Below are 25316 nucleotides of genomic sequence, written 5' to 3'. Positions count from 1 at the left end.
GTCAGCTCGTGTCGATGCTCAGCCAGTGGCGGCTGCGCCGGCCCGGCTCGTACGCCGAGTCGAGGCGCTTGGCCACCACACCCGGCAACCCCTGCTCACCGGCTGTCCGCAGGGCCTCGGCGCCGGTGCCGGGGAACCAGGGCGGAGTCTGCCAGTGGGGTCCGCCCAGCGCCAGCCCGTCGAGCAGTTCCCGGCGCTGCGCGTACGGCAGCCCGACGCTGGTCACGCCCTCCAGCCAGAGCAGGTCGAAGAGCAGGAACTGGGCGTCGGCGGTGGCGCGCCCGCCACGGGCCGGGCGTACCCGACCCGCCTTGTCGATGCGGACCAGGACGCCGTCGAGCACGGCCTCCGTCGGCGCCAGCGCCTCGGCCATGTCCCGCAACCAGGGGTACGTCCCGGTGATCTCCTCGTCGGTCTCCGACAGCAGCCGCAGCCGGCCGCCGGAGACGTACGCGACCGCCCGCACGCCGTCCCAGCGCAGCTCGTACCCCCAGTTTTCGGCGTCGCGGGGCAGCTTCCGCGCGGGCGTCGGGTGCATCGGGCGGACCAGTTCCGGCATGGCCTCCCAGCCGTCCGGCGGCGGGTCGGTGCGCCGGACCATCCAGTCCCGTCCGTCGCGGCCCCCGGCGGCGAAGAGCACGTACCGGCCGCTGGTCCGCTCCCCGTGGAGCGTCACGACGACCTCGTCGTCGCGCCACTTCTCGCAGCGGTAGGTGCCCTGGTCGTGGATCGTCATCCGGCCGCCGCCGTACTCGCCGGCGGGGATCTCGCCGGCGAAGTCGAGGTACTCCATCGGGTGGTCCTCGGTGTGCACGGCGAGGTGGTTGCGGCCGGTGTCCCGGGGCAGCCCGCGCGGCACCGCCCAGGAGGCGAGGACGCCGTCGTGCTCCAGCCGCAGGTCCCAGTGCAGGCTGCGGGCGTGGTGCTGCTGGATGACGAAGCGGGCGCCGTCCGGGCCACCCGCCTCCGGGGCCCGCTCCGGCACCGGTTCGGGGGTACGCGCAGCATCCCGTTTGCGCCGGTACGCCTCCAGCCGGTCAGCCACATCCGCATTCTCCGGCACCGGGGCGGATTCCGCCCGGGGTCGGCCCGGTCGGGGGGTGTGGGTCCGGTTGGCCGGTGTGTCGGGGGCGATCACGGGTAGAACCGTCGGTATGGATCTCGACCAGCCCACCGTTCTGCTCTCCGGCGACGTGCGGATACCGCTGCTCGGCTTCGGCACCTGGCAGATCACCGGAACGGCGGCGTACGAGACGGTGCTGGCCGCCCTCGACGCGGGTTACCGGCACGTCGACACCGCCACCATGTACGGCAACGAGGCGGAGATCGGTCGGGCGGTCGCCGAGAGCGGCCTGCGCCGGGAGGACGTCTTCATCACCACGAAGCTGCCGCCGGACCGGGTGGGCCGGGAACAGGAGACGATCGAGGCGAGCCTGCGCGCGCTCGGCACGGACCACGTCGACCTGTGGCTGGTGCACGCGCCGCCGTCGAACCCGGCGGACAGCATCCCGGTGTGGCGGGAGATGCTCGCCGCCCGGGACGAGGGCCTGGCCCGTACGGTCGGGGTCAGCAACTTCAGCACCGCGCAGATCGACGAGCTGATCCAGGCCACCGAGGAGACCCCGGCGGTCAACCAGATCCGGTGGAGCCCGGCGCTGTACGACCGGCAGCGTCACCGGGACCACCGGGACCGGGGCGTCGTGCTGGAGGGTTACAGCCCGTTCAAGACCAGCGACCTGTCGGATCCGGTGCTGGTCCGGATCGCGGCCGCGCACGACGTCTCACCGGCCCAGGTGGTGCTCCGCTGGCACGTCGACCACGAGATCGTGGCGATCCCGAAGAGCGTGACGCCGGAGCGGATCCGTACCAACGCCGACATCTTCACCTTCTCCCTCACCGCCGAGGAGATGCGCGACATCGACGCGCTCGGCGGCGCCTGATCTCCCTCAGCGCCTCGGCTGGTCGGCCGGGGCGCGCCTGGCATGGCGAAAACTTTCATCCCAAACAAGGGTGCCGAAGGGTATCGACATTGACGAACGTGACAGGGTAGCGTCACGGCCATTAATCGATCCTCGTAGTTGTCTGGAGGACGCCATGGCCCCTGCCCGTCCCGTCCGTCTGCGCCGCCGAGGTCTGCTCGGCGTGCCGGCGCTGGTGGCCGCCGCCGCGGTCGCCGTCGCCGCCCGGCCGGCACCCGCGGTCGCCGCGACCGCCGCGCCGAAGGAGTGCCTCGCCGACCTGCTCCAGGAGTCGTGATGGCCACCATCCCCTGGTTGGTGGACGTGCTGCGGGGCGCCGGCGTCCAGGTCGTGACCCACGGCGACTGGCTCAACCGCATGCGGCCGGGCAGCTTCAACCCGATCGGCGTGCTCTGGCACCACACGGCCGCGACCTCGAGCGCCACCAACCCGCACCCGGCGCTCAACATCTGCATCAACGGCCGGTCCGACCTGCCCGGCCCGCTCTGCCAGGCGCTGGTGGACTACCACGGCGTCTTCCACGTCATCTCCGCCGGCCGCTGCAACCACGCCGGCACCGCCCGCGCGAGCGGACCGATCCCCGCCGGGGACGGCAACACGATGCTGATCGGCTGGGAGATCGACTACAACGGGGTCAACCAGCAGATGACGGCGGCACAGTACAACGCGTCGGTCGCCGCCACGGCCGCCGTGCTCAAGCAACTGGGCAAGGACGCCAGCTACGCCCGCGGGCACCGGGAGACCAGCACCACGGGCAAGATCGACCCGTCCTTCATCGACCTGAACGTGATGCGCTCCGACGTCGCCGCGAAGATGGCCGGTGGCGGCACGGCCTGGAGCGCCATCGTCGACAACGCCACCGCCGGTCGGTTCAGCGCGAGCGCCAACTGGGGCGTCTCCACGTACTCCGCCCAGCGGTACGGGGCCGACTACCGGTACGCCGACCCCGTCGCCGCCAGCGACGCGGCCTGGTACAAGTTCAACATCCCGGCGACCGCGAGCTACCGGGTGGAGGCGTGGTGGCCGGCGGTCTCCGGCTACAACGCCAGCACGCCGTACATCATCGCGACGACGACCGGCAACCAGACCGTCTACGTCGACCAGCGGGTGAACGGCGGGCAGTGGCGCAACCTCGGTACCTTCGCCCTCCCGGCCGGCGACGCCAACCGGGTGGCGGTGAGCCGGTGGAGCGGTTCCGCCGGGTACGTCATCGCCGACGCGGTCCGGCTGACCCGCGTCTGACGGAGCCGGTGCGGCACATTCGGCGGGCGGATCCACGACTCGGATCCGCCCGCCGGACCGTCCCGGCCGCCGTCGGCTGTCCGCACCGACGAATTCACCACTCATCAACAATTACCCGTCATCAATGACAGGCCGATTGTCGAGGCGAATCGGGCCGGCCCCCGAACCGGCGACAGCGTCGCCGGCGACGGGCATCCTGCGCTTGGACGTCCGACCGGCTGGGTGACACGTCCGGTTGCCGCTCACCCCGATTCGGCGCGCCCGACCGACCGTCGGATCGCCCGGTGCCGCTGCACGGGCGGGCGCGGTCGACCAATAAGCTGATCAGCGTTAACTACGTGGCGTCATATCGACGCCTGCCCTTTCAGGAATTGCCCAGCCTCGGGGCCGCTGTCGATCCTGAGTCCTCACTTAGTCCAGAGAACCCCTGTGGCCTGGCGAAATGAGGCTAAATCTGCGTGCTTGAATGCGTCTGCCGTCAATCGACTGGCGGCGAGCGTCCGCAATTGCGTCCATGATGGATCATGGAGGCCATCACCCACCGTGATCCCGCCTCATCCGGATGTCCGGTTCGCCGCGATCCGTCCTGACAGTTTGTGACCGCCCTTGTGCCGTGAGGCAGCGCGTCCCTAGAGTCCGCTCGCACAACTCCAGATCACACGGGGGAGGGTTTGTGGCACGTCGGGTGACGGCCACTGTCCGTTCGTGCCTTGCTGCGAGTGTCGCCGTCCTGACGGCGGCCGCGTTGGCGGGCCTACCGGGAGAACCCGCGGAGTACCTGGCCGCGGGACCGGACGGCGTGACAGGTGGCTCTGAGGTCGGGACCGATGAGGCGGTGTCGTTGCGGGCCGCCCGCGAGACCGGCAAGCCGGTGCAGGTCAAGAGTCTGACCTCGGAGACGACCGAGGTCTACGCACTACCGAACGGTCAGTTCCGGGCGGACATCGCCGCCGGTATGCAGCGGTTCCGGCGGGGCGGTGACTGGGTCCGGGTCGACCTCACGCTGAAGGTGCAGCCGGACGGCTCGGTTGCGCCGACGGCGCACCCCAACGACCTGCGGATCTCCGGTGCGAAGGATGCCGGGGAGCACGAACTCGCCGCGGTGGGCGCCGGCGACGACCGGGTGGCGATGGGTTGGTCCGGTGCGCTGCCCAAGCCGGTGCTGGCCGCCAACCGGGCGACCTACGTGGACGCCCGGCCCGGTGTCGACCTGGTGGTGGAGGCGACCCGCCTCGGTTTCGAGCAGTTCCTGGTGGTCAAGAACCGCACCGCCCTGGCCCACGTCGGGAAGGTCAGCTTCCCGTTCTCCGGCCCCGGCGTCGCGACATCGAAGCGCGGCGCCGACGGTTCGATCACCCTGACCAACGGCGCCGGCGAGCAGACGGCGCACATCCCCGCCCCGCTGATGTGGGACGCGAAGAGGAACGCGATCACGGGCGCGCCCGCCGTCGAGAAGCCGGTCCGCACCGAGCTCGCCACGCGCGGCGACACCGTCGAGCTGACCCTCGCCCCGGACAGCGCCTGGCTGCGCGACCCGGCCACGGCGTACCCGGTGACCATCGACCCCACGGTCAACCCGCTGGGCACGACGTTCGACACGTACGTCAAGGAGGGGGTGGGCACGGACAAGAACCAGGAGAAGGACCTGCAGGTGGGCCTGCTCGATCCGGCGAACCCCCGCCTCACCCGGTCCTTCCTGACCTGGGACACCACGGTCCTCGCCGGCAAGCAGATCAACTCCGCGACCGTCTCCTTCTGGAACTTCTGGTCGCATACCTGCACCGCGACCTCGTGGGAGATCTGGACCACCGCCCCGTCGACCTACACCACTACGTTCACCAACCAGCCCACCTGGGACACCGCCGGTCCCGACGCCCGGTCCACCGCCACCGCCGGTGGCGGCGCGGGCTGCACCAGCGCCGACGGCTGGGTCTCGATCGACGGAAAGACCTTCTTCCAGAAGGCCGCCACCGCCGACAAGACCCGGGCCGGCATGGGCGTGCGGGCCACCGACGAAGCCAACGTCGCCGGGTTCAAGCAGTTCCGGTCCCGGGAGGGTGACGTCGCCACCGAGGACCCGAAGGCGACGGTCACCTACAACTCCTGGCCGACCGTCACCGCCCGGTCCACCGTCCCGACCACCAGCTGCGTGACCGGCTCCGGTCGTCCCCTCGTCAACACGCTCACTCCGCAGCTCAAGGCCACCGTTGCCGACGGTGACGGCACCGCCATGACGGTCACCTTCGAGTGGTGGACGCTGAACGGGACCACCGCCCTCGGCTCGACCGCCTTCACCGCCGTCGCTTCCGGTGCCACCGCCACCGCGACGGTTCCGGCGGGCGCCTTCACCGAGGGGGGCAGCTACAAGTGGCGGGTGAAGGCCGCCGACGGAACGGTCGGCAGTGACATCTGGTCGTCGTTCTGCGAGATGACGGTCTACGAGACCGCCCCTCCGGTGGCGGGATGTACGGGTGGCACCGACAGCGACTTCAACGGTGACGGCATCGCGGACATCGCCATCGCCGACCCGGAGGCGAGCGTCAACGGGCTGCCGAAGGCGGGTCAGATCCAGGTGGCCTACGGCGGCACCGGCACGGTGCAGACGCTTCACGAGAACAACTCCCAGGTAGCCGGCGCCGTGGAGGCGGGCGACCAGTTCGGCTACTCCGTCTCCGCCTACGACGCCAACAACGACGGCTGCACCGACCTGGCCGTAGGCGTGCCCTACGAGGATCTCGGGACCACGGTCGATGTCGGCGTCACGTACGTGCTCCTGGGCACCCCGACAGGGCTGGCGAAGGGCCCGGCGTCGCTCAGCTACCACCAGGACGTGGGTGTCACGCCGGACCAGATCGAACCATACGACTACTTCGGATTCTCGGTGGCCGGCTCCCGGACGCCGTCCGGTCAGTCGTACCTGGTGGTCGGAGTGCCCGGCGAGGACGTCGGGACCGCCGTGGACGCCGGCGTCGCCCACTACTTCCGGGGCAGCCTCAACATCCTGTTCCAGGCCGGCGCCCTCATTCCCGGCGCTGCGGAGCACGACGACCAGACCGGTTACGCGGTGGCGGCGTCGACCAACCACTTCGCGATCGGGTCGCCCGGTGAGGCGATCGGGACGCTGGAGTACGCGGGTGCGGTGAACGTCTTCAGCAGCCACGAACTCGTCAACGGCAGCCCGAAGCTGGCTGCCGGCCTGACCCAGGACGCCGCGAACGTGTCCAACGTGTCTGAGGCCAACGACACCTTCGGCAAGTCGATCTCCATCGCCCCGTACCGTCCGGTCGGGGCCCCGGTCGGGCAGGCGGACTCGCTGGTGGTCGTCGGCGTTCCCGGTGAGGACATCACTGTCGCGGCGACGAACACGCCCGCCCCCGACGCCGGTATGGTGCATCGATTCCACGTCACTGCCGGGGCCACCTACACCGAGCTGCCCGGCATCACCTACTCCTCCGAGGACGGGGACTACCTGGGCGAGAAGGTCGTCGTGGTGAACACCGCGCCGGGCAGCGAAGGCACGAACTCGACGATGTTCATCGCCATCGGCGTTCCGGGCGAGGACGAGGGCACTGTCTCCGACTCCGGTCGGGTACGGGTTTTCCCGGCTCTGGCCGATCCGATCGGCACGCCGAAGACGATCCACCGTCAGTCGGGCAGCCTGCCCGGCACCGCGACGGCCCAGGAGTTGATCGGCACCTCGTTGGGTGCGACATCGCAGCACCTCTACGTCGGCAGCCCGTACGGCGACGCCGCGGTCTACGGGGTCACCTGGTCAGGCATCGCGAGCGGCTCGACGGCGCCGACGGCGACCTGGAAGCCCGGACAGGGCAACATCCCCGCCGGCGAGACCGCCTTCGGCGCGGCGATCGGGTGAGGCGGCAGATGACAACGCACAGTTCAACGGGGGAGGACCGCAGGATGGACCGCGGCACACCTGGTTTCAGGCTGCTCCGCAGAGCGGGGTTGGCCGCCGGGCTCGCCGGCCTGGTGGCGGCGTACGCGACGACGGCGTCGGCCGAGTTGACCGCGCCGACGCCGCCTGCCGAGACCGAGTCGGCGGCCATGGTGCCGACCTCGGGCGACGGCCCGATCCGGCAGACCGAGGTCGACGCACTCGCCGCCGCGAAGGCGACCGGCCAGCGGGTCGAGATCGGTGCGTTCCGAGGCGAGAACACCGAGACGTACGCGAATCCGAACGGGACCCTGACCTCGGTCACGCACGTGCAGCCGGTCCGGGTCTCCCGGGGCGGGCGCTGGGTGCCGGTCGACTCGACCCTCGTTCGGGCGAAGGACGGGTCGCTCGTCCCGGCTGCCACGACCATCGGCATGCGCCTGTCCGGCGGCGGCGACGGCCCCCTGATCGAGGTCGACCGGGCGGGTCGACGGATGAGCCTTGACTGGCCCGGTAACCTGCCCAACCCGACGGTCCAGGGCGACCGTGCGACCTATCCCGAGGTGCTGCCGGGAGTCGACCTGGTGGTCAACGTCGGCGTCAGTGGGTTCTCGCACGTCCTGGTCATCAAGAACGCCGAGGCGGCGAAGAGTCCCGAGTTGGCCGAGCTCGACTTCGGGCTCGCCACCGACGGTCTCGAGGTCCGCCAGCAGGCCGACGGCAGCCTCAGGGCCGTCGATGCGGTGACCGGTGGCGCCGTCCTGGAGTCCGCCACGCCGATCATGTGGGACTCCGGTACCGACGCGGCCGGGGCAACCGGTCCGGCGGCCCGGTCCGCGACCCCGGTCGACCCGGACCCGGCGTCCGCGGCCGAAAAGGCACCCGATTCCGCCCGACGGGCCGAGTTGGGGGTGCGTGTCCACCACGACAAGATCACGTTGATCCCGGACCGGGCGATGCTCACCGATCCCGCCGTACGGTGGCCGGTCTACGTCGACCCGGTCTGGCAGGACACCAAGAACACCGGTTGGGCCATGGTCGCCAGCGGCTACCCGAACGAGGAGTACTGGAAGTTCGGCGACGACGAGGGCGTCGGGGAGTGCCCGGTGTCCTCGGGTTGGTGCAACGGTGTCGGGATCAAACGCCTCTTCTACGCGCTTCCCACTCCGTACTCGGGCAAGACGATCCTCAGCGCCGAGTTCGCCGTCACCATGACCCACACCTACGACGGATCGGCGAAGGGAATTGCGCTCTACCGCGCCGGCGCGGCCATCGGATCGGGCACCAACTGGGGCAACCAGCCGGCGATGAGCGTCCACCAGGAGACCAAGTCGCCGACGGCGACCAGGAGTTCCTGCACCACCACCAACCAGAACGTCACCTTCAACGCGACCGCCGCGGTCAAGGAGGCGGTGACGAAGGGCTGGGGCACCACCACCTTCGGCATGCGGGCGGTCAGCGAGACCGACCACACGGCATGGAAGCGGTTCTGCGGCAACGCCATCCTGTCGGTGAACTACAACCGTGCCCCGTCCCAGCCCAAACAGTCCGAGATGACCATGTCCCCGGGTGGGCAGTGCGTGACGGGCAGCACCCGGCCGTACACCAGCGCCGTGCCCACGGTCTACTTCGTGCTCCGCGACCCGGACCACTCGTCCATCCACACGGAGAACGTGAAGGGTGAGGTCCAGTACTGGTGGTACTCCGGCAGTACGAAGGTCAGCCGGACCTACCAGACCGCGTTCAAAGCCAGCGGTTCACGATTCCAGTACACGTTGCCGACGGACATCCCGCAGAACACCACGATCAGTTGGAACGTCAAGGCGTACGACGGCACGGCGTGGGGGCTGCTCGCGGCGACGGCCTGTGAGTTCATCTACGACAGCACCAAGCCGACCGCACCCGACATCGACTCGGCCGAGTACCTGCCGAACGACGCGAGTGAGACCACGTCGTTCTGTGCCGAGGACGACAACTGGCGCGGATCCGTGGGCACCTACGGCACCTTCACCTTCGACACTCCCGCCACCGACGCGACGAAGTACATCTACGGGTTCAACACCAATCCGTCGCCCACCAATGTGCTGACTCCGGCGGCGGCCGGCGGGCCGGTCTCCATCGCCTGGATGCCGGAGAACGACGGCCCCAACTTCGTGACCGTCAAGGCGGTCGACCAGGGCGGCCTGGAGAGCACCATCGCCACCTGCACGTTCAGCGTGCCGACCCGGCTCGCGGCCGGCGAGTGGGGGCTGGGCGAGGCGGCCGGAGCCAGCAGCCTGGCCGACGCACGGGACCGGTATCCCGCCACTCCGGGTGCCGGCGTCCAGATCGGCGTGCCCGGGCCCGGCTGCCAGGACACCGGTGACCTGTGCCAGCTCGACCGGGCGGTCCGCTTCTCCGGCGCGGCGGACAGCTACCTCTCGACGACGAGCAGCGCACTCGTCGACACCAGCGGAGGTTTCGGTGTCGCCGCCTGGGTCCGACTGACCAACGACACCACCGACCGGGTCGCGGTCAGCCAGGACGGCAGCGGAGAGCCGGGATTCACCCTCGGGTTCGACGGCGGCACCAAGAAGTGGGAGTTCGGCATACCAACCACCGACGTCAACGCGCTGGGTGGCTGGAAGGTCACCAGCTCCACCACCGCGACGATCGGTGAGTGGACCCACCTCGCGGCGGCGTACGACCCGGTGAAGAAGACCATCCAGCTCTACGTCAACGGTGTCGTCCAGACCGCGCAGCCGCGCCGGTCGGCGTGGAAGTCGCGGGGCTCGGTGCAGATCGGACGCCAGATGGTCAAGGGCGGCCACACCGGGCACTGGGTCGGCGAACTGGCCGACATCGCGCTCTTCGACCGGATCCTCGTGCCGAACGAGGCGGTCACGCTGTCCCGGCTGCGGCCGGTTCGGCTGGCGTACTGGCCGCTCGACGGCGAGACCGCCAGCCGTAGTCCGGCGTACGACGAGAACGGCCAGGATCTCGTCCTGGCCAACGGCGCCCACCTCTACACGCCCGACCTGGACGCCGACCCGTTCGCCGAACTTCCCCTGGGTGGTGCCGGCCACCTCGTGCTCGACGGCGCGGATGATCACGCGCTGACCGAGGCGCCGGTGGTGGCCACGGACGGCAGCTTCACGGTTACTGCCCGCGTCCGGCTTCCCAGCTCCACCTGCGGTCGCGACATGGCCGTCGTTTCCCAAGCCGGCAGCAAGGCCAGTGGCTTCGTCGTCCGTTGTTCCGCCGCCAACCGCTGGGAACTCGCCGTTCCGGCGGCGGACACCGTGGGCGCGGCCACCACGACCGTCCACGACAGCGTCCGGCTACCGCACGCCGGGACGGGGGGACAGTACCTCGCGGTCGTGTACGACGCGTTCCGCAACGAGGTGCGGCTCTACGTCGACGGCCAGTTGGCCACCACCGCGACGGCTCCGCACAGCTCGACGTGGAAGGCTGCCGGGCCGCTCCAGGTCGGCCGTGCCATGACCGACGGCGTGTTCGGTGCCTACCTCTCCGGCCAGCTGGACGACGTACGGGCCTACACCGGGGTGGTTGACGAGATCACTATCCAGCAGCTCGCCTCTCCCGAGCCGAACCCGAACATCTGACACCCGGCTGGCCCGGTCGCCCGAGGCGACCGGGCCAGCCGGCAATCCTCTCCCTCCTCTCGTCCGTTACTGCTGTCTGGAGTAGCGATGTCGTCGTTCCTGTCCCGACCCGCCGTGGGGTACGGCCCACGCCTACGCCGTGGCCTTTCCTGGGCGATGAGCCTGGTGGTGGCCGCAGGCCTTCTGCAGGGTGTGGCTCCTCCGATGCCGGCATCGGCAGCCGGGGCCCCACGGACCCAGGCCGACCGCAAGCCCGTGCCGGCCCGGCCCGCCCCACCCGTCCGTCAACGAAAGACGAGCCCGGTCATCGAGGGGGCCCTCAAGTCGGCCCCCACGGTGACCTGGCCAGGGGCCGGTGCCGTCGAGGTGTCTCTCGCTCCGACGACGGCACAGGCGGCCAGGACCGTGACCGCGAAGGCGGCGAAGGCGGGTGGACTCGCGGTGACGGTGGCGACGCCACCGCAGGCGTCCAGCCGCCGGTCCGCGGCCACGACCGACGCCGCCATGCCGGCCAAGGTCAGGGTCGAGACGTTGGACCGCCAGACGTCTGCCCGGGCCCGGGTGGACGGACCGGTGGTCGCCGTCCGTCGCACCGACGGGACGGCGGCGACCGGTCGGGTCCAGCTGACCATGAGCTACGCCGGCATCGCCGACATGTACGGCGGTGACTTCGGTGCCCGTCTGCGGCTCGTCGAGCTGGCGGACTGCGGTTCCGGCGCCGGCAGCCGCTGCCGGCCGAAGCCCATCGATTCGGTCAACGACGCCGAGGCGCGGACGCTCACCGCCACGGTGGACGCGGCGGCGGCCACGACCATGTACGCGATGACGGCGACCGAAAGCTCGGCCCAGGGCAACTACGGCGCCACCGCCCTCGCTCCCTCCTCGAAGTGGAACGTCTCGCCGTCGTCCGGAGCTTTCAACTGGTCGTACCCGTTGCGGGTACCCCCCGTGCCGGGCGGCGCCGTCCCCTCGATCACCCTCTCGTACAACTCCCAGACGGTCGACGGCCGCACGGCGGCGACGAACAACCAGGGCAGCTGGTTGGGTGAGGGTTTCAGCTACGAGCCGGGCTACGTGGAGCGGCAGTACAAGCCCTGCGCCGATGACGGGCACGACGGGGTGGGCGACCTCTGCTGGTCGCACGAGAACCTGACGCTGATGCTCAACGGGCGCTCCAGTGAGTTGGTGCAGACCGGCACGAACACCTGGCGCTTCGCCAGCGACGACGGCTCCAAGGTCGAACGGCTCACCGGCGCGGCCAACGGGGACGAGCGGGACGGTGAGCACTGGAAGGTCACCACCGTCGACGGCGGCCAGTACTTCTTCGGTCTGCACCGGCTCCCCGGCTGGGTCTCGGGCAAGTCCGAGACGAACTCGGTGTGGACGGTGCCGGTCTTCGGGGACGACCCCGGGGAGCAGTGCCACAACACGACGTTCGCCAACGCGCATTGCAAGCAGGGCTGGCGGTGGAACCTCGACTACGTCAAGGACCGGCACGGCAACGTGGTCTCCTACTACTACGACCGGGAGACGAACCACTACGCCCTGGGCGCGAAGTTCGACGTCAACGGTACTCCCTACGACCGGGGTGGCTGGCTCAGGCGCATCGACTACGGCCAGCGCCACAACGAGGTCTACACCACCAACGCCGCGGCTCGGGTCGTCTTCTCCACGGCCGAGCGCTGCCTGCCGAGCGGCACCATGCTGTGCAACCCCGGCGACCTGAACGACTCCACGGCGGCCTCGTGGCCTGATGTCCCGTGGGACCGCCACTGCGCCGCCAACACGCACTGCAAGCCCACTCAGGCGTCGCCGAGCTTCTGGACCCGCAAGCGGGTCACCGCGATCACCACCGAGATCCGCACCGCCACCGGATGGTCGCCGGTCGACGTGTGGAAGCTCGACCACCTCTTCACCAACAACGCCGACGCCAGCCGGAGCCTCTGGCTGCACAAGATTCGCCACGAGGGCCAGTTCGGCGGCGGTACGCCGCTCACCGTCCCGGCGGTCCAGCTCGACGCGCTGCAGCTGCCCAACCGGATCGACCGAGACGGCGACGACATCCTCCCGCTGATCCGGCCCCGCCTGAACACCGTCTACACGGACTCCGGAGGACAGATCACGGTCCGGTACGCCCCCGCGGACTGTTCGGCGGACAGTCTCCCGACACCGGGCAACAGCACCGGCCGGTGCTATCCGGTGCTCTGGCACCCCAGCGGTGAGGAGGAGCCCGTCACCGACTGGTTCCACAAGTACGTCGTGGAGTCGGTCACCGAGAGTGACATGACGACGGTCGTGCCCGGCACGTCGATCGCTCCTGACATGGTCACCACGTACGAGTACCTGGGTGACGCCGCGTGGCGTCATGCCGACCCGAACGGCATCACCGACGCGAAGTACCTGACCTGGAGCCAGTGGCGCGGCTACGAAAAGGTCCGGGTCCGACGCGGCAGCGAGCAGCTCAAGACCACCCTGGTCGAGCACAGCTTCCTGCGGGGCATGCACGGCGACAAGCTGCCGGGGCCCACTGGCGGGACCCGGTCGGTCACCCGGTACGACTCCGTGGGGACGGCGCACGTCGACCACGACCAGTTCGCCGGCTTCGAGTTCGAGACCAAGGTCTACGACGGCAGCAGGATCGTGAGCAAGGCACTCACGACGCCGTGGCGCTACGAGACCGCGAGCAAGACGTGGGACTGGGGCACGGACCGGGCCTGGTTCGTCAAGCCCAGCGTCGTCCGTGGGCTCACCCAGCTCGAGGACGGCACGTGGCGCGAAACCAAGTCAGTCACGTCCTACGACACCAAGACGGCGACGTACACCGACCCGGTCGGCAGGGTCACCCAGGTGGATGACTTCGGCGACGTCAGCACCGCGGAGGACGACCGGTGCATCCGGACGACGTACGCCGACAACCTCGGCCTGCGGCTGCGCAACCTGGTGGCACGGGAGGAGACGGTCGCCGTCGCCTGCTCGGCGACCCCGAACCGGGCCACCCAGGTCCTGTCCGACAACCGGACGTCGTACGACGGTCTCGCCGACGGCGCGACGCCCACGACGGGTAACGCCACCCGCGTCGAGAAGCTGGCCCGCCACGACGGCGCCACCGCCAGCTACGTCACGGTCGGCGAGGGCACCTTCGACAAGTACGGGCGTCCCGATTCGGCCCGGGACCTCTCGGGGGCGACCACCAATATCGCGTACACCGAGGTCAACGGCCTGACCACCAAGAAGGTCGAGACCGGTCCGACGGTTCGTGTCGGGACCACCGACACTCGGTTCGTCTCGACGACGGAGTACCACCCGGCCTGGGGCCAGCCAACCGCACAGGTCGACTGGAACAACCGGCGGACCGACGTCGACTACGACAAGCTCGGCCGGGCCACCGCGGTGTGGCTTCCGGACCGGGCCAAGAGCAGCACGCCGACCATGCCGAGCGTGCGGTACAGCTACAAGGTCGAGCAGAACGCGCCGGTCGCGGTCAAGACGGAGAAGCTGGACAACGCGGGCAACTACGTGGCGTCGTACGAGATCTACGACGGCATGCTGCGGCCTCGGCAGACGCAGAGCCCCGGACCGGACGGCGGCCGGCTCGTCGCGGAGACCTTCTACACCGCGACCGGCGGTGTCGGTCGGGTCCACGACGCCTTCTACGCGGCGGGCGTGCCCTCGGACCAGCTGTTGCCGACCGTCACCGGTGAGACGGACCTGCAGACCTCCTACGTCTACGACGGTGTCGACCGGGTCACCAACGCCATCACCCTCGTGGGAGGCGAGGAGAAGTGGCGGACGGTCACCTCGTACGGCGGTGACCGTACCCACGTCGACCCGCCGCTGGGCGCCACGCCGACGACCACGATCACCGACGGGCGCGGTCAGGTGGTCAGCCTCCGGCAGTACAAGGGCGCGAGCCCGACCGGTGAGTACGACGAGACGCGTTACACCTACACGCCGTTCGGTCTGACAAAGACCGTCACCGACGCGGCGAACAACGTCTGGCGTTACGAGTACGACCAGCGGGGGCGCAAGACGTCCGCCGTCGACCCGGACGCCGGCACCATGACGTTCGAGTACAACGACCACGACCAGCTCACGTCGACGGTGAACGCCGAGAACGTGCGGGTCTCGTACACCTACGACGTGCTGGGCCGCAAGACCGGCACGTACCAGGGAACCGTCGCCACCGGCACCAAGCTCAGCGAGCAGCTGTACGACACCGTGGCGAAGGGCGAACTGTACGCGTCGAGCCGGATCGCCGGCGGGCTGAAGTACCACGTGATCTACGCCGCTCGGGACGCCTTCAACCGGGTGACGGAGACCCGCTACTCGATCCCGAAGCCGACGGCCGACGACAAGCTCGGCGGCGCGTACCGCTTCTACACGAGCTACAACAGCGACGGCACCGTCCGGAACATCGGCTTCCCCGACGCGGGTGGGCACGCCGCGGAGACCGTCGCCTACACGTACGACAACCTCCAGCGCGTCACCAACATCACCGGCTCCGGGACGGCGGGCCAGCAGTCCTACGTGACCGGCGCGAAGTACGCGCAGACCGGTGAACTCCTCCAGGTCGAGCTGAACACCGGTGGACGGAAGGCCTGGAGCACCTACTACTACGACGAGGGCACGAAGCGGCTCAACCGCAGCACGTTCGCCCGGCAGGCGATCGTCGCGCCCGGTCAGCCGGAGCCGACCGAACCGACCACCGACATCGACCAGCGCTACGACTACGACCACGCGGGCAACGTGCGGAGCATCGCCGACCTGCCCGGCACCGGCCAGCGGGACATCCAGTGCTTCACCTACGACCATCTGCGTCGGCTGACGGAGGCCTGGAGCACCGCCACGACGGCTACCGATCCCTGCGCCGGCGGCCCCGCGGCCAGCATTGTGGGCGGTGTGGCGCCCTACCACCACACCTACACCTACGACCAGACCGGCAACCGTCTGACCGAGACGCAGCACGCGGCCGGCGGAAGCTCGAAGATCGAGCGGATCTACGCCTACCCGGCCGCCGGGCAGGCGCAGCCGCACACCGTCCGCAGCGTCACCGAGAAGACGTCGAGCGGCGACCGGCTCTACACGTACGAGTACGACAAGGCGGGCAACACGACGAAGCGCACCCAGGTCGGCGAGGAGGAGGCGCTGGTCTGGGATGCCGAGGGGCACCTCGCCTCGGCGACGAAGGCCGGGAAGAGCACGAGCTTCATCTACGACGCCGACGGCAACCGCCTCGTCCGCAAGGAGCCGACGGCCACCACCGTCTACCTGCCGGGCATGGAGCTGCGCCTGGACCACGCCACCAACGTGGTGAACGGGACGAAGTTCTACCAGGTCACCGACAAGGTGGCCGTGGTGCGGACGGTCGCCGGCATCCAGTTCCAGGCGGCGGATCACCACGGCACGGGGCAGGCGGCGGTGAACGCGACGACGGGGGCCATCACGTACCGTCGCTCCACCCCGTTCGGGGGTCCGCGTGGCTCCCAGCCGGCGGCCGGCGAGTGGTTCAGTGACCGGGGATTCGTCGGTGGCACCAAGGACGCGACGACGGGTCTGACCCACCTCGGCGCCCGGGAGTACGACCCGGCGGCGGGACGGTTCATCTCGGTCGACCCGCTCATCGATCCGGCTGATCCGCAGCAGATGAACGGGTACTCGTACGCCAACAACAACCCGCTGGCGTTCAGCGACCCGGACGGTCTGAAGCCGCTGGCTACCAACGGCGGGGCGGAAGAGGACAAGTACTGGCAGGACCATCCCGACCAGAAGCTGACCCAGGACCCGTCGACCGGCAAGTGGACGGTCGTCACCAAGCCCGTCACGCGGCCGACCGTGCCGCCGGAGGTCCTGCGGGCCCGTCAGGAGGCGGAGCGGCAGAAGCAGATCGTCATCGCGATCGCCAAGGAACTCGGCGCGATCATCGCCGAGGAGCTCGGCATCACCGATGCCGTCGACTGCTTCATCAAGGGCGACATGGGTGCCTGTGCCGAAACAGCCCTCAACGTCGTCCTCACCGCGGTCGGTGGCGCAGCCGGCAAGCTCATCGCCCGCTACGCCTTACGTTGGGACCGCCTCAAGGACCTGACGAACAGGCTCTGGGACCTCGGCGGCCGCCTCAAGAATGCACTCGGAAACTATCTCAAGTCCCGGAAACGGGCCGATGAGGTGGCAGAGTCTGCCGACGAGGGGCTGGCTTGCGCGACTTCCGCCGCCGCTCATAGCTTTGTGCCAGGAACGCTCGTCCTCATGGCTGACGGTTCCCGCAAGCCAATTGAGGATTTGGAAGTCGGAGACATGGTAGTCGCTTCAGAGCCAGGGACCGGCGAGTCTGCCGCCAAGGCGGTGGTAGCGACATTGACCAGCGCTGGTCCCAAGGATCTCGTTGGCATTACATTGGATATCGACGGCAATTCGGGCAGCGCCACGGCGGAGTTGGTGGCGACCGCGATCCATCCCTTTTGGGTGCCGGAACGGGATGAGTGGGTAGATGCCGCCGACTTGACCGTCGGCCTCTCGGTGGTTACCCCTGCCGGCGACTTGGTGAAGATTGAGCGGACGAGGCGGTGGCCGGGCACTACACGCGTTCACAATCTGACGGTAAATGACATTCATACGTACTATGTCTTGGCTGGAGACCAGCCCGTTCTAGTGCACAACAGCAACTGTAATCCGATTACGCGGGCGCAGTCTGACGATATTGCGAGGATGCTCGGCTACACGAAAACCAAGCAGGTGTCTGCCGGCAATTCGCCGATCTGGGAGAACAAGAAGGCAGGTTCGGGTCAGCCCCGATACATTACCTGGGATCGAACAGGACACAAGGGAGGCATTTTCAAGGGAGCGAACTTCCGAAACCCATTCCAGTCGACCAAGGACTCTGCGCGGGACGGGACGTATGATTTGGACGTCGCGCCGGCGGGAGAGGTAGTTGGGCTGAAGTGGGTGGCAAAGTGATAGCGGAGCTCGTGATCAGTCCCCGAGAGGAGAGCATGCGAGAGATCCTCTCGCAGGCAGATCACTGGTCTGCGTATGCGGCGGAGCTACGTCGCCTGCTCTCGCGGGTGTTCGACATGCTGGACGTGCGTTGTTTGGAGCTGAACGAGCTGTTGGTCGGCGAGCCGCTCCCTGAATCTCACTCACACCTTCGGAACGGGGCTCACGTTGACGCCCAGGAGGCCTTGGACCTCCTCGAAAGGATGGTCGATGGACGCGGACCGTATGGCCAACTCCGTGAAGGTGATCGCGTGCGCGTCCAATCTGGCTGGGACGGGGCAGTGCACCTATACCTGGAACCGGAAGCGGCGGCTCGCCTGGCATCACTAGAGAGCCAAGTGGCGTTCTTGGACTGGCGCCGAGCCGTCCAAGATGCCGAACCTGCTACCCCTGTCGTTTGTGCCGTTGCTGATTCCGATTATTGGGCGGCCGTGCGCATTGTTGCTGGGGAGCAATTGACGCTGCTGTGCGAGCGTTGGGCGCATGGCGCTTTCGGTAGCACGTGGTACAGGCTGACACCTGCTGTGCTCGCGGAGGTCTCTCAAGCTGTGCGGCCGCGGTCGCTCCTGTGCGTGGTGGTAGATCCTGACTTCCGGCATCCAGCGGAGGTCAGGGATGAGGACTTCATTGTTTTCGAACCTCCGTTGGTTCCCGGGAAGCTGCGATCCCGCTACTTTCCTGGCGGATCGGATGACGTTGACGAACTCGTTGATGAGGGATTCTCGTTGGCGCTTAGCGAGGTTGCGCTCGGGGGTTGGTTGGCAGTGGTGCCCGATGCTGATGGTGTGATCAGGAGCCGGTGGGAAGTGCCTGAGGAGGATCCCCGCTAGGTGCTCCTTGTCAGCGGCGATTGGCGACAAACAACGGCACGATTGCGAACGACTGCCGGGGGCGTGACCTCGCGTCACGCCCCCGGGGTTCCGGTCAGGACCGGGTGCAGGCGGCTCCGTTGAGGGTGAAGCTGGTCGGGGAGGAGTACGCCCCGCTCAGCGTGCCCTGGTAGCCGAAGCTGGCGGTGCCGCCCGGCGCGATCGAGCCGTTCCAGCCCACGTTCCGCGCAGTCACCGACGACCCGTTCTGGGCCACCGTGGCGTTCCAGGAGTTGGTCACCGTCTGCCCGGCGGGCAGTGTGTACGCCAGCGTCCAGCCGTTGATCGTGCTCGACCCGGTGTTGGTGATTCGCACGTCGGCCGTGAAGCCGGTGCCCCAGGAGTTCGGCGTGTACGTCACCGCGCACCCGCTGCCACCCGGCGGCGGCGTGGACGGCGGGGGCGTGGACGGCGGAGGCGTGGTGGGCGGCGGGGTGCTCGGCGGCGGCGTGGTCGGGTTGCCGCCGCCGTTGACCGCGGCCGAGTAGTTGGTGACGGCCAGCCCGACACCGCCCTGCCAGGGCTCGAAGCCGGCCTGGATGCTGGTCAGGTACCAGGAGTTGGTGATCGCGCCCCGGTTGCGGACGTCGGCGATGAAGTCCAGCACGCTGAAGCTCAGGCTCGTGATGGCCGACGGGGCCACGTACGAGATGACGTTGTTGGAGCCGTTGCTGCCGCGCCAGACCTCCCAGGTGCGCCCGGCGAGGCTGGCGGTGCCGACCGGCGAGCCGATGGGCTGGATCGAGCCCTGCCGGTTGAGCCAGATCATGATCTCCATCTGGTTCACCCCGTCCCGCTTGGGTGAGGGGTCGAGCCAGATGTCGTACGAGGCGTTGTAGGTCGCCCCGCTGACGTAGCGGTACGTGATGCTGCTGTTGGCGCTGCTGATCTGGCTGACCTGGATGGGCAGGTTGGTGCCCGGGGAACAGTTCGTGTAGTGGCAGCCGACGAAGATCGACGGGTACGCGGTCGGCGCGCCGTTGGTGGGGTTGCTGCCGTCCTGCCTGGTGATTTCGAAGCCGGTGTCGGTGACGTTGATGCACTGCTGGGCGCTGGTGCCCCAGCGGTTGTTCTGCACCACGTACCGGCCCTGGATGGTGGTCGAGCCGTACTGCTCGCAGATCTGGGTGTCGGCGGAGGCGGTGCCGCCGAGGGCCACGGCGACGATCGACCCGGCGGCGAGCAGGGCCGCGGCCGCGATGGCGCGGAGTGGACGTTTCATGGTGCTCCTCAGTCACCGGCGCCGCGTGGCGCCGGACGGTCGGTGGTGGAGGTTCGGGAGCGCTCCCACAGTAGTCGACACATTTACATCTCTGAAACCCTCGCGCAACAAGACGGCAGTAATGAGATGGAAAGTGAGGTTTGTCACGTCAACGACGGGTGGCCCGCTGGTGGTCGTCCAGGCAACCGGCGCGGCGCGGAAAGGGGTTGCCGGGAGGGGACCGATTGACTCTGGCGTGCGTCGATTGCGCCGAGTAGTGTCTTGCCTCCAACGCGTGCCGAACCCCCTCCGGAGGCGTACACCACCATGGGTGGCTCCCCCCTGCGCATCCTCGTCGTCGGCGCGGGCATCGCCGGCCTCGCCGTGGCCCGGGCGCTGCGGATGGCGGGCTTCCGGCCCGACGTCACCGAGAAGCTCCCCGCCGGCGAGCTCCCGGAGACCGGCCTCTACCTGCCCGGCAACGCCGCGCGGGCGCTGCGCCGGCTCGACCTCGACGGGCCGGTCCGCCCCCTCGGCCAGGTGATCCACCGGCAGTACTTCCTCGACGCCGCGGGCGCGCCGCTCTGCGAGGTCGACCTCGACGCGCTGTGGACCGGCGTCGGAGAGTGCCGGGCGCTGCTCCGGGCCGAACTGCACCGGGTGCTGCTCACCGGCGCCGGGGGTGCCGTGCGGCACGGCGCCGAGGTCCGCAGCATCGACCTGCTGCCGCGCGGCGTCGGCGTCACGTTCGTCGACGGCACCGCCACCGAGTACGACCTGGTGATCGGCGCGGACGGGCCACGCTCCTCGATCCGTACGCTCGCCTCCCTCGGTGGCCCGCCACGCCCCACCGGGCAGGTGGTCTACCGCAGCGTGGTGCGGGACGCGCCGCCCGTCCGCGAGTGGACCGCGCTGCTCGGGCAGCGGGCCGGGTTCCTGATCGTCCCCATCGGGGCCGGACGGCTGCACTGCTACGCGGACGAGACGGGCACCCAGCCGCCGGTCGACCCGGTGGCCCGGCTGCGGGAACTCTTCGGCGACTACGGCGGCCCGGTGCCCGAGGTGCTGGACTGCCTGGACCACGTACACGTCGGCGCCACGGACGAGGTCGAGCTGGGCCGCTGGCACCGGGGGCGGGTGCTGCTCGTCGGTGACGCCGCGCACGCCACCGCACCGACCCTCTCCCAGGGCGCGGCGATGGCCCTGGAGGACGCCGTCGTGCTCGCCGAGTCGCTCACGGCCGCCGGCAGCGTCGAGGCGGCGCTGACGGCGTACGAGAGTCGTCGTCGCCCGCGTACCCGATGGGTGCGGGACCGGACCCGGGACCGCAACCGGACCCGCGACGTGCCGCCGGCGCTGCGCGATCCGCTGCTGCGCGGGCGCGGCGGACGCATCTTCGGCGAGCACTACCGGCTGCTGCTGGGTCCGCTCTGACGGTGGCCGGGGCCGACGGCGGCGGGCGCGGGCGCGGTCCGGGGTGCCGGGTGGCGCAGGTTACCCGACCACCCCACGCGGCGCTGCCACCTACCGGGGACTATCATCCTTGCGGATGACGGCCCGCAGACAACAACGCGTGCCGAGCGGGACAACCCAGAACCGGAGGCCACTCGTGACCACCGTCGCACCCAAGCCGGTCGTGACCCGGCCCTGGCCGGTCCGAGCGCCGGTCAAGGGGTCGGCCATCGCGCGGCTGCTGCGGACCACGGACGCGAAGCAGATCGGGATCATGTACATGGTCACCGCGTTCGCGTTCTTCATGATCGGCGGCCTGATGGCCCTGATCATGCGGGCCGAGCTGGCCCGGCCCGGGCTGCAGTTCCTGTCGCCCGAGCAGTACAACCAGCTCTTCACCATGCACGGCACGATCATGCTGCTGTTCTTCGCGACGCCGATCGTGTTCGCCTTCGCGAACTACATCGTGCCGATCCAGATCGGCGCGCCGGACGTGTCCTTCCCCCGGCTGAACAGCTTCGCCTACTGGCTCTACCTGTTCGGTGGGTCGCTGGCCACGCTGGGCTTCATCACGCCGGGCGGCGCCGCCGACTTCGGCTGGTTCGCGTACACCCCGCTGAGCAGCGTCGAGCACTCGCCGGGCGTCGGCGCCAACATGTGGATCGTCGGCCTGGCCATCTCCGGTCTGGGCACCATCCTCGGCGCGGTCAACATGATCACCACGATCCTGACCCTGCGCGCGCCCGGCATGACGATGTTCCGGATGCCGATCTTCACCTGGAACATCCTGGTCACCAGCCTCCTGGCGATCCTGGTCTTCCCGCTGCTGGCCGCCGCGCTGTTCGCGCTCGCCGCCGACCGCCTGATGGGCGCCCACGTGTACGACCCCGCGACCGGCGGGCCGATGCTGTGGCAGCACCTGTTCTGGTTCTTCGGCCACCCCGAGGTGTACATCGTCGCGCTGCCGTTCTTCGGCATCGTCTCCGAGGTCATCCCGGTCTTCTCCCGCAAGCCGATCTTCGGCTACAAGGGTCTGGTCGCCGCGACCATCGCCATCGCCGCCCTGTCGATGAGCGTCTGGGCGCACCACATGTTCGCCACCGGCCAGGTGCTGCTGCCGTTCTTCAGCTTCCTGAGCTTCCTGATCGCCGTCCCCACCGGCATGAAGTTCTTCAACTGGATCGGCACCATGTGGCGGGGCCAGATCAGCTTCGAGTCGCCGATGCTGTTCTCGATCGGCTTCCTCGTCACGTTCCTCTTCGGCGGTCTCACCGGCGTGCTGCTGGCCAGCCCCCCGCTGGACTTCCACGTGTCGGACTCGTACTTCGTGGTGGCCCACTTCCACTACGTGCTCTTCGGCACGATCGTGTTCGCGGTGTTCGCCGGCATCTATTTCTGGTTCCCGAAGATGTTCGGCCGGATGCTCGACGAGCGCCTCGCCAAGATTCACTTCTGGCTGACCATGATCGGCTTCCACACCACGTTCCTGGTGCAGCACTGGCTGGGCAATGAGGGCATGCCCCGGCGGTACGCGGACTACCTGCCGACCGACGGCTTCACCACGCTGAACATGATCTCCACGATCGGCGCGTTCATCACCGGTATCTCGACGCTGCCGTTCATCTACAACTGCTGGAAGTCGTACAAGGCCGGCCCGGTGGTCGAGGTCGAGGACCCGTGGGGCCACGGCAACTCGCTGGAGTGGGCGACCAGCTCGCCGCCTCCGCTGCGGAACTTCGACCGGATGCCGCGGATCCGCTCCGAGCGGCCGGCGTTCGACCACAAGTTCCCCGAGCTGGCCGCCGGTGGCCAGTCGCTGGCCGGCCCGCCGGAGGGCGGCGCCAAGCCGCTGACCAGCGAGTCCGACGGTGGTGCCAGCTACCAGGAGGACGTCGCGAGCGACATCGACCGCCGCTGACGGTCCACGTCCCGCACGACGGGCGCCGCTCCCCGGAGGGGAACGGCGCCCGTCGCCGTTCGGCCGAGGTGACCGGCGCCGGCTACGGCAACCCGCACGGGTGACCCGGCCGGCGCGGCCGGCGGCGGTGCGTGCGGACCAGGCTGATCCACTCCAAGCCGGCGGCATCGCGTGCTCTGGGACTGGCCGACCCCGCGACGCCGGCGGCATGGAGTTGACCTTCCGGCCGCCCCGGCCCAATTCGGCGCGGCCGGGTGCGGTCGGGTCGAGGTCGGGGTGCTCTAGGCGGCGGGGGCGAGTTCGGGCTCGGGCTCGGGGGCCAGCTCCACAGCCGGCACGGCCCGGCGGCGGCGCAGCTCGACCGGGAGCACGGCCAGGGCGACCAGCGCGCCGATCGCGCCGGTGACCGCGAAGCCCCAGGCGGGCGCGGACGCGTCGATGACCGCCCCGGCCAGCGGGGCACCGACCGCGATGCCGATCGTGATGGCCGAACCGTGCAGGCCCATCGCCTCGCCGCGCGCCTCGGCGGGTGCCAGCCGGCTGACCTCGTCGGAGGTTGCGGCGATGGTCGGCGCGCAGAGCAGGCCGGCCGGGATCAGCGCCAGGCAGAGCAGCCACCAGTGGGAGCCGCCCAGCCCCACCGGGATCGTGGCGACGCTGAGCGCCGCCATCAGCACGAGCGGGGACCAGGAGCGGGTGACCGCCCCGTACGCGAAGCCGCCGACCAGCGAGGCGGCCGCCCACATGGCGAGCACCAACCCGGTGTAGCCGACCTCGCCGCCGTCCCGCAGCACCGCGATCACGGCCACGTCGGTGCCGCCCAGCACGAGGGTGGCGGCGGTGCTCGCGGCGAGCACGGCGAGCATCCGCGGGGTGAGCCATTCGCGCCGGGCCACCTTCCGCTGCGGCCCGACCGGCTCACCGGCGCCGCGTACCGGAGGGTTGAGCAGCCAGAGCCCGGCGCCGGCGGCGACGATGCCGGCGCCGACCAGGTAGAGGGTCGTCCGGGCGGAGATGGCGGTGACGGCGACCGTGGCGAGCGCGGGGCCGACCATGAACGACAGCTCCACGGACATCGAGTCGAGCGCGTACGCGGGGCGGCGCCGGGCCGGCGGGACCATGGCCGCGATGGACTGCCGGATCACCGAGAAGATCGGCAGCGCCAGTGAGCCGGCGAGGAAGGCGGCCGGCAGGAGCAGCGCGTACGACAGCATCGGCGCCGTGGACCAGAAGACCGCCTCGGCGACGCCGGTCAGCACGAGCACCGGGCGCAGGCCCCGCCGGTCCACCAGACGGCCGAGCAGCGGGCCGCCGATGGCCGCGCCGACGGTGATCGCGGCACCGACCAGCCCGGCGGCGCCGTACCCCCGGCCGAGGTCCTCGACGACGAAGAAGGTGAGTGTCACCCCGGTCGCGGTGAGCGGGACCCGGGCGAGGACCGCCACCAGCAGCAGCGACCGGAGACCGGGCAGGGCGAGTGCCTCCCGGTAAGCCTTGATGTTCACGACGGTCCGTACCTCCGCGGACATCCTCAGCCGGGGGTACGACAACCGCCAAAGATTTACCGGGTCATGCGGCCCTGATCACAGGCTTTCCCCGGGTGGTGATCCCCGCGCCCTCGAACGCGCGGAGCGCCACGTCGGTCGTGTCCGGGGCGACACCGGCGGTCAGGTCCAGCAGCACGGTGGTGTCGAACCCCTCCTCGAAGGCGTCCAGGGCGGTGGCGCGGACGCAGTGGTCGGTGGCGATGCCGACGATCTCCACCTGGTCGACGTCGTGCCGTCGCAGCCAGTCGGCGAGGCACTCGCCGCCGTCGGTGTGCCCCTCGAAGCCCGAGTACGCGGCCGCGTGCTCGCCCTTGTGGAAGATCGCCGCTATCCGGTCGGTGGCCAGGTCGGGGTGGAACTCCGAGCCGGGGGTGCCCACCACGCAGTGCCGGGGCCACGAGTCGACGAAGTCCGGCGGATCGCCGAAGTGGGGGCCCGGGTCGACGTGGTAGTCCTTCGTGGCGACCACGTGGTCCCAGCGGCCCGGATCGGCGGCGAGCAGCCGGCTGACGCCGGCCGCGACGGCGGCGCCGCCACCGACGGCCAGCGAGCCGCCCTCGCAGAAGTCGTTCTGCACGTCCACGATGATCAACGCCTTGCCCATGTGACGTCCCTCCA

General features: G+C 69.7%; 12 protein-coding genes. 8 read left to right on the top strand and 4 right to left on the bottom strand.

Going from position 1 to position 25316, the window contains the following annotated elements; translation table 11 throughout:
• Position 1: 1 nt before the first annotated feature.
• A complete protein-coding gene (locus tag AB0873_RS04775; protein WP_366598432.1) occupies positions 2 to 1045 on the bottom strand; it encodes a DNA polymerase ligase N-terminal domain-containing protein in 1044 nt (347 codons plus the stop codon).
• Between the two features lie 109 nt (positions 1046 to 1154).
• Here AB0873_RS04775 and AB0873_RS04770 point away from each other — a divergent pair, with 109 nt between their 5' ends.
• From AB0873_RS04770 to AB0873_RS04745, 6 genes are all read left to right on the top strand, one after another.
• Entirely contained in the window at positions 1155 to 1940 is a 786-nt protein-coding gene (locus AB0873_RS04770) for an aldo/keto reductase (RefSeq protein WP_366598431.1), read from the top strand.
• 154 nt (positions 1941 to 2094) lie between these two features.
• The gene (locus AB0873_RS04765) at positions 2095 to 2256 is read left to right on the top strand and encodes a hypothetical protein (protein ID WP_196255764.1); all 162 of its coding nucleotides are present in this window, start codon (positions 2095 to 2097) and stop codon (positions 2254 to 2256) included.
• Complete coding sequence (locus AB0873_RS04760; RefSeq protein WP_366598429.1) at positions 2256 to 3221, top strand: N-acetylmuramoyl-L-alanine amidase; 966 nt, start codon at positions 2256 to 2258, stop codon at positions 3219 to 3221. The genes AB0873_RS04765 and AB0873_RS04760 overlap by 1 nt, the downstream gene beginning before the upstream one ends.
• A gap of 685 nt (positions 3222 to 3906) precedes the next feature.
• Positions 3907 to 7095, top strand: coding sequence for a DNRLRE domain-containing protein (locus AB0873_RS04755; protein WP_366598568.1), 3189 nt, complete (start codon positions 3907 to 3909; stop codon positions 7093 to 7095).
• 44 nt (positions 7096 to 7139) lie between these two features.
• Positions 7140 to 10718 carry a LamG domain-containing protein gene (locus AB0873_RS04750; protein ID WP_366598428.1) on the top strand — a complete coding sequence of 1193 codons (3579 nt, stop codon included), beginning with the start codon at positions 7140 to 7142 and terminating at the stop codon, positions 10716 to 10718.
• A gap of 405 nt (positions 10719 to 11123) precedes the next feature.
• Positions 11124 to 17672 (top strand): toxin C-terminal domain-containing protein, encoded by a 6549-nt coding sequence (locus AB0873_RS04745; RefSeq protein WP_366598427.1) that lies wholly within the window; start codon positions 11124 to 11126, stop codon positions 17670 to 17672.
• A gap of 963 nt (positions 17673 to 18635) precedes the next feature.
• Here the strand turns inward: AB0873_RS04745 and AB0873_RS04740 are convergent.
• Complete coding sequence (locus AB0873_RS04740) at positions 18636 to 19802, bottom strand: cellulose binding domain-containing protein (RefSeq protein WP_366598425.1); 1167 nt, start codon at positions 19800 to 19802, stop codon at positions 18636 to 18638.
• 306 nt (positions 19803 to 20108) lie between these two features.
• Here AB0873_RS04740 and AB0873_RS04735 point away from each other — a divergent pair, with 306 nt between their 5' ends.
• Together AB0873_RS04735 and ctaD are read left to right on the top strand one after the other, a co-directional pair.
• Positions 20109 to 21215, top strand: coding sequence for an FAD-dependent monooxygenase (locus AB0873_RS04735; RefSeq protein WP_155333806.1), 1107 nt, complete (start codon positions 20109 to 20111; stop codon positions 21213 to 21215).
• 175 nt (positions 21216 to 21390) lie between these two features.
• On the top strand, positions 21391 to 23151 hold the full coding sequence (gene ctaD, locus AB0873_RS04730; protein ID WP_366598424.1) for a cytochrome c oxidase subunit I: 1761 nt from the start codon (positions 21391 to 21393) through the stop codon (positions 23149 to 23151).
• Positions 23152 to 23432: 281 nt separating this feature from the next.
• Here ctaD and AB0873_RS04725 read toward each other — a convergent pair whose 3' ends face one another.
• Positions 23433 to 24680, bottom strand: a complete 1248-nt coding sequence (locus tag AB0873_RS04725; RefSeq protein WP_366598423.1) for an MFS transporter — start codon at positions 24678 to 24680, stop codon at positions 23433 to 23435.
• Between the two features lie 40 nt (positions 24681 to 24720).
• Entirely contained in the window at positions 24721 to 25302 is a 582-nt protein-coding gene (locus tag AB0873_RS04720) for an isochorismatase family protein (protein WP_155333803.1), read from the bottom strand.
• Positions 25303 to 25316: the final 14 nt, after the last annotated feature.

This window comes from Micromonospora sp. NPDC047707 (assembly GCF_040704235.1).
Classification (GTDB): domain Bacteria; phylum Actinomycetota; class Actinomycetes; order Mycobacteriales; family Micromonosporaceae; genus Micromonospora.
Note: the sequence above shows the minus strand (reverse complement) of the source record. Positions and strands in the feature narration are given on the sequence as shown.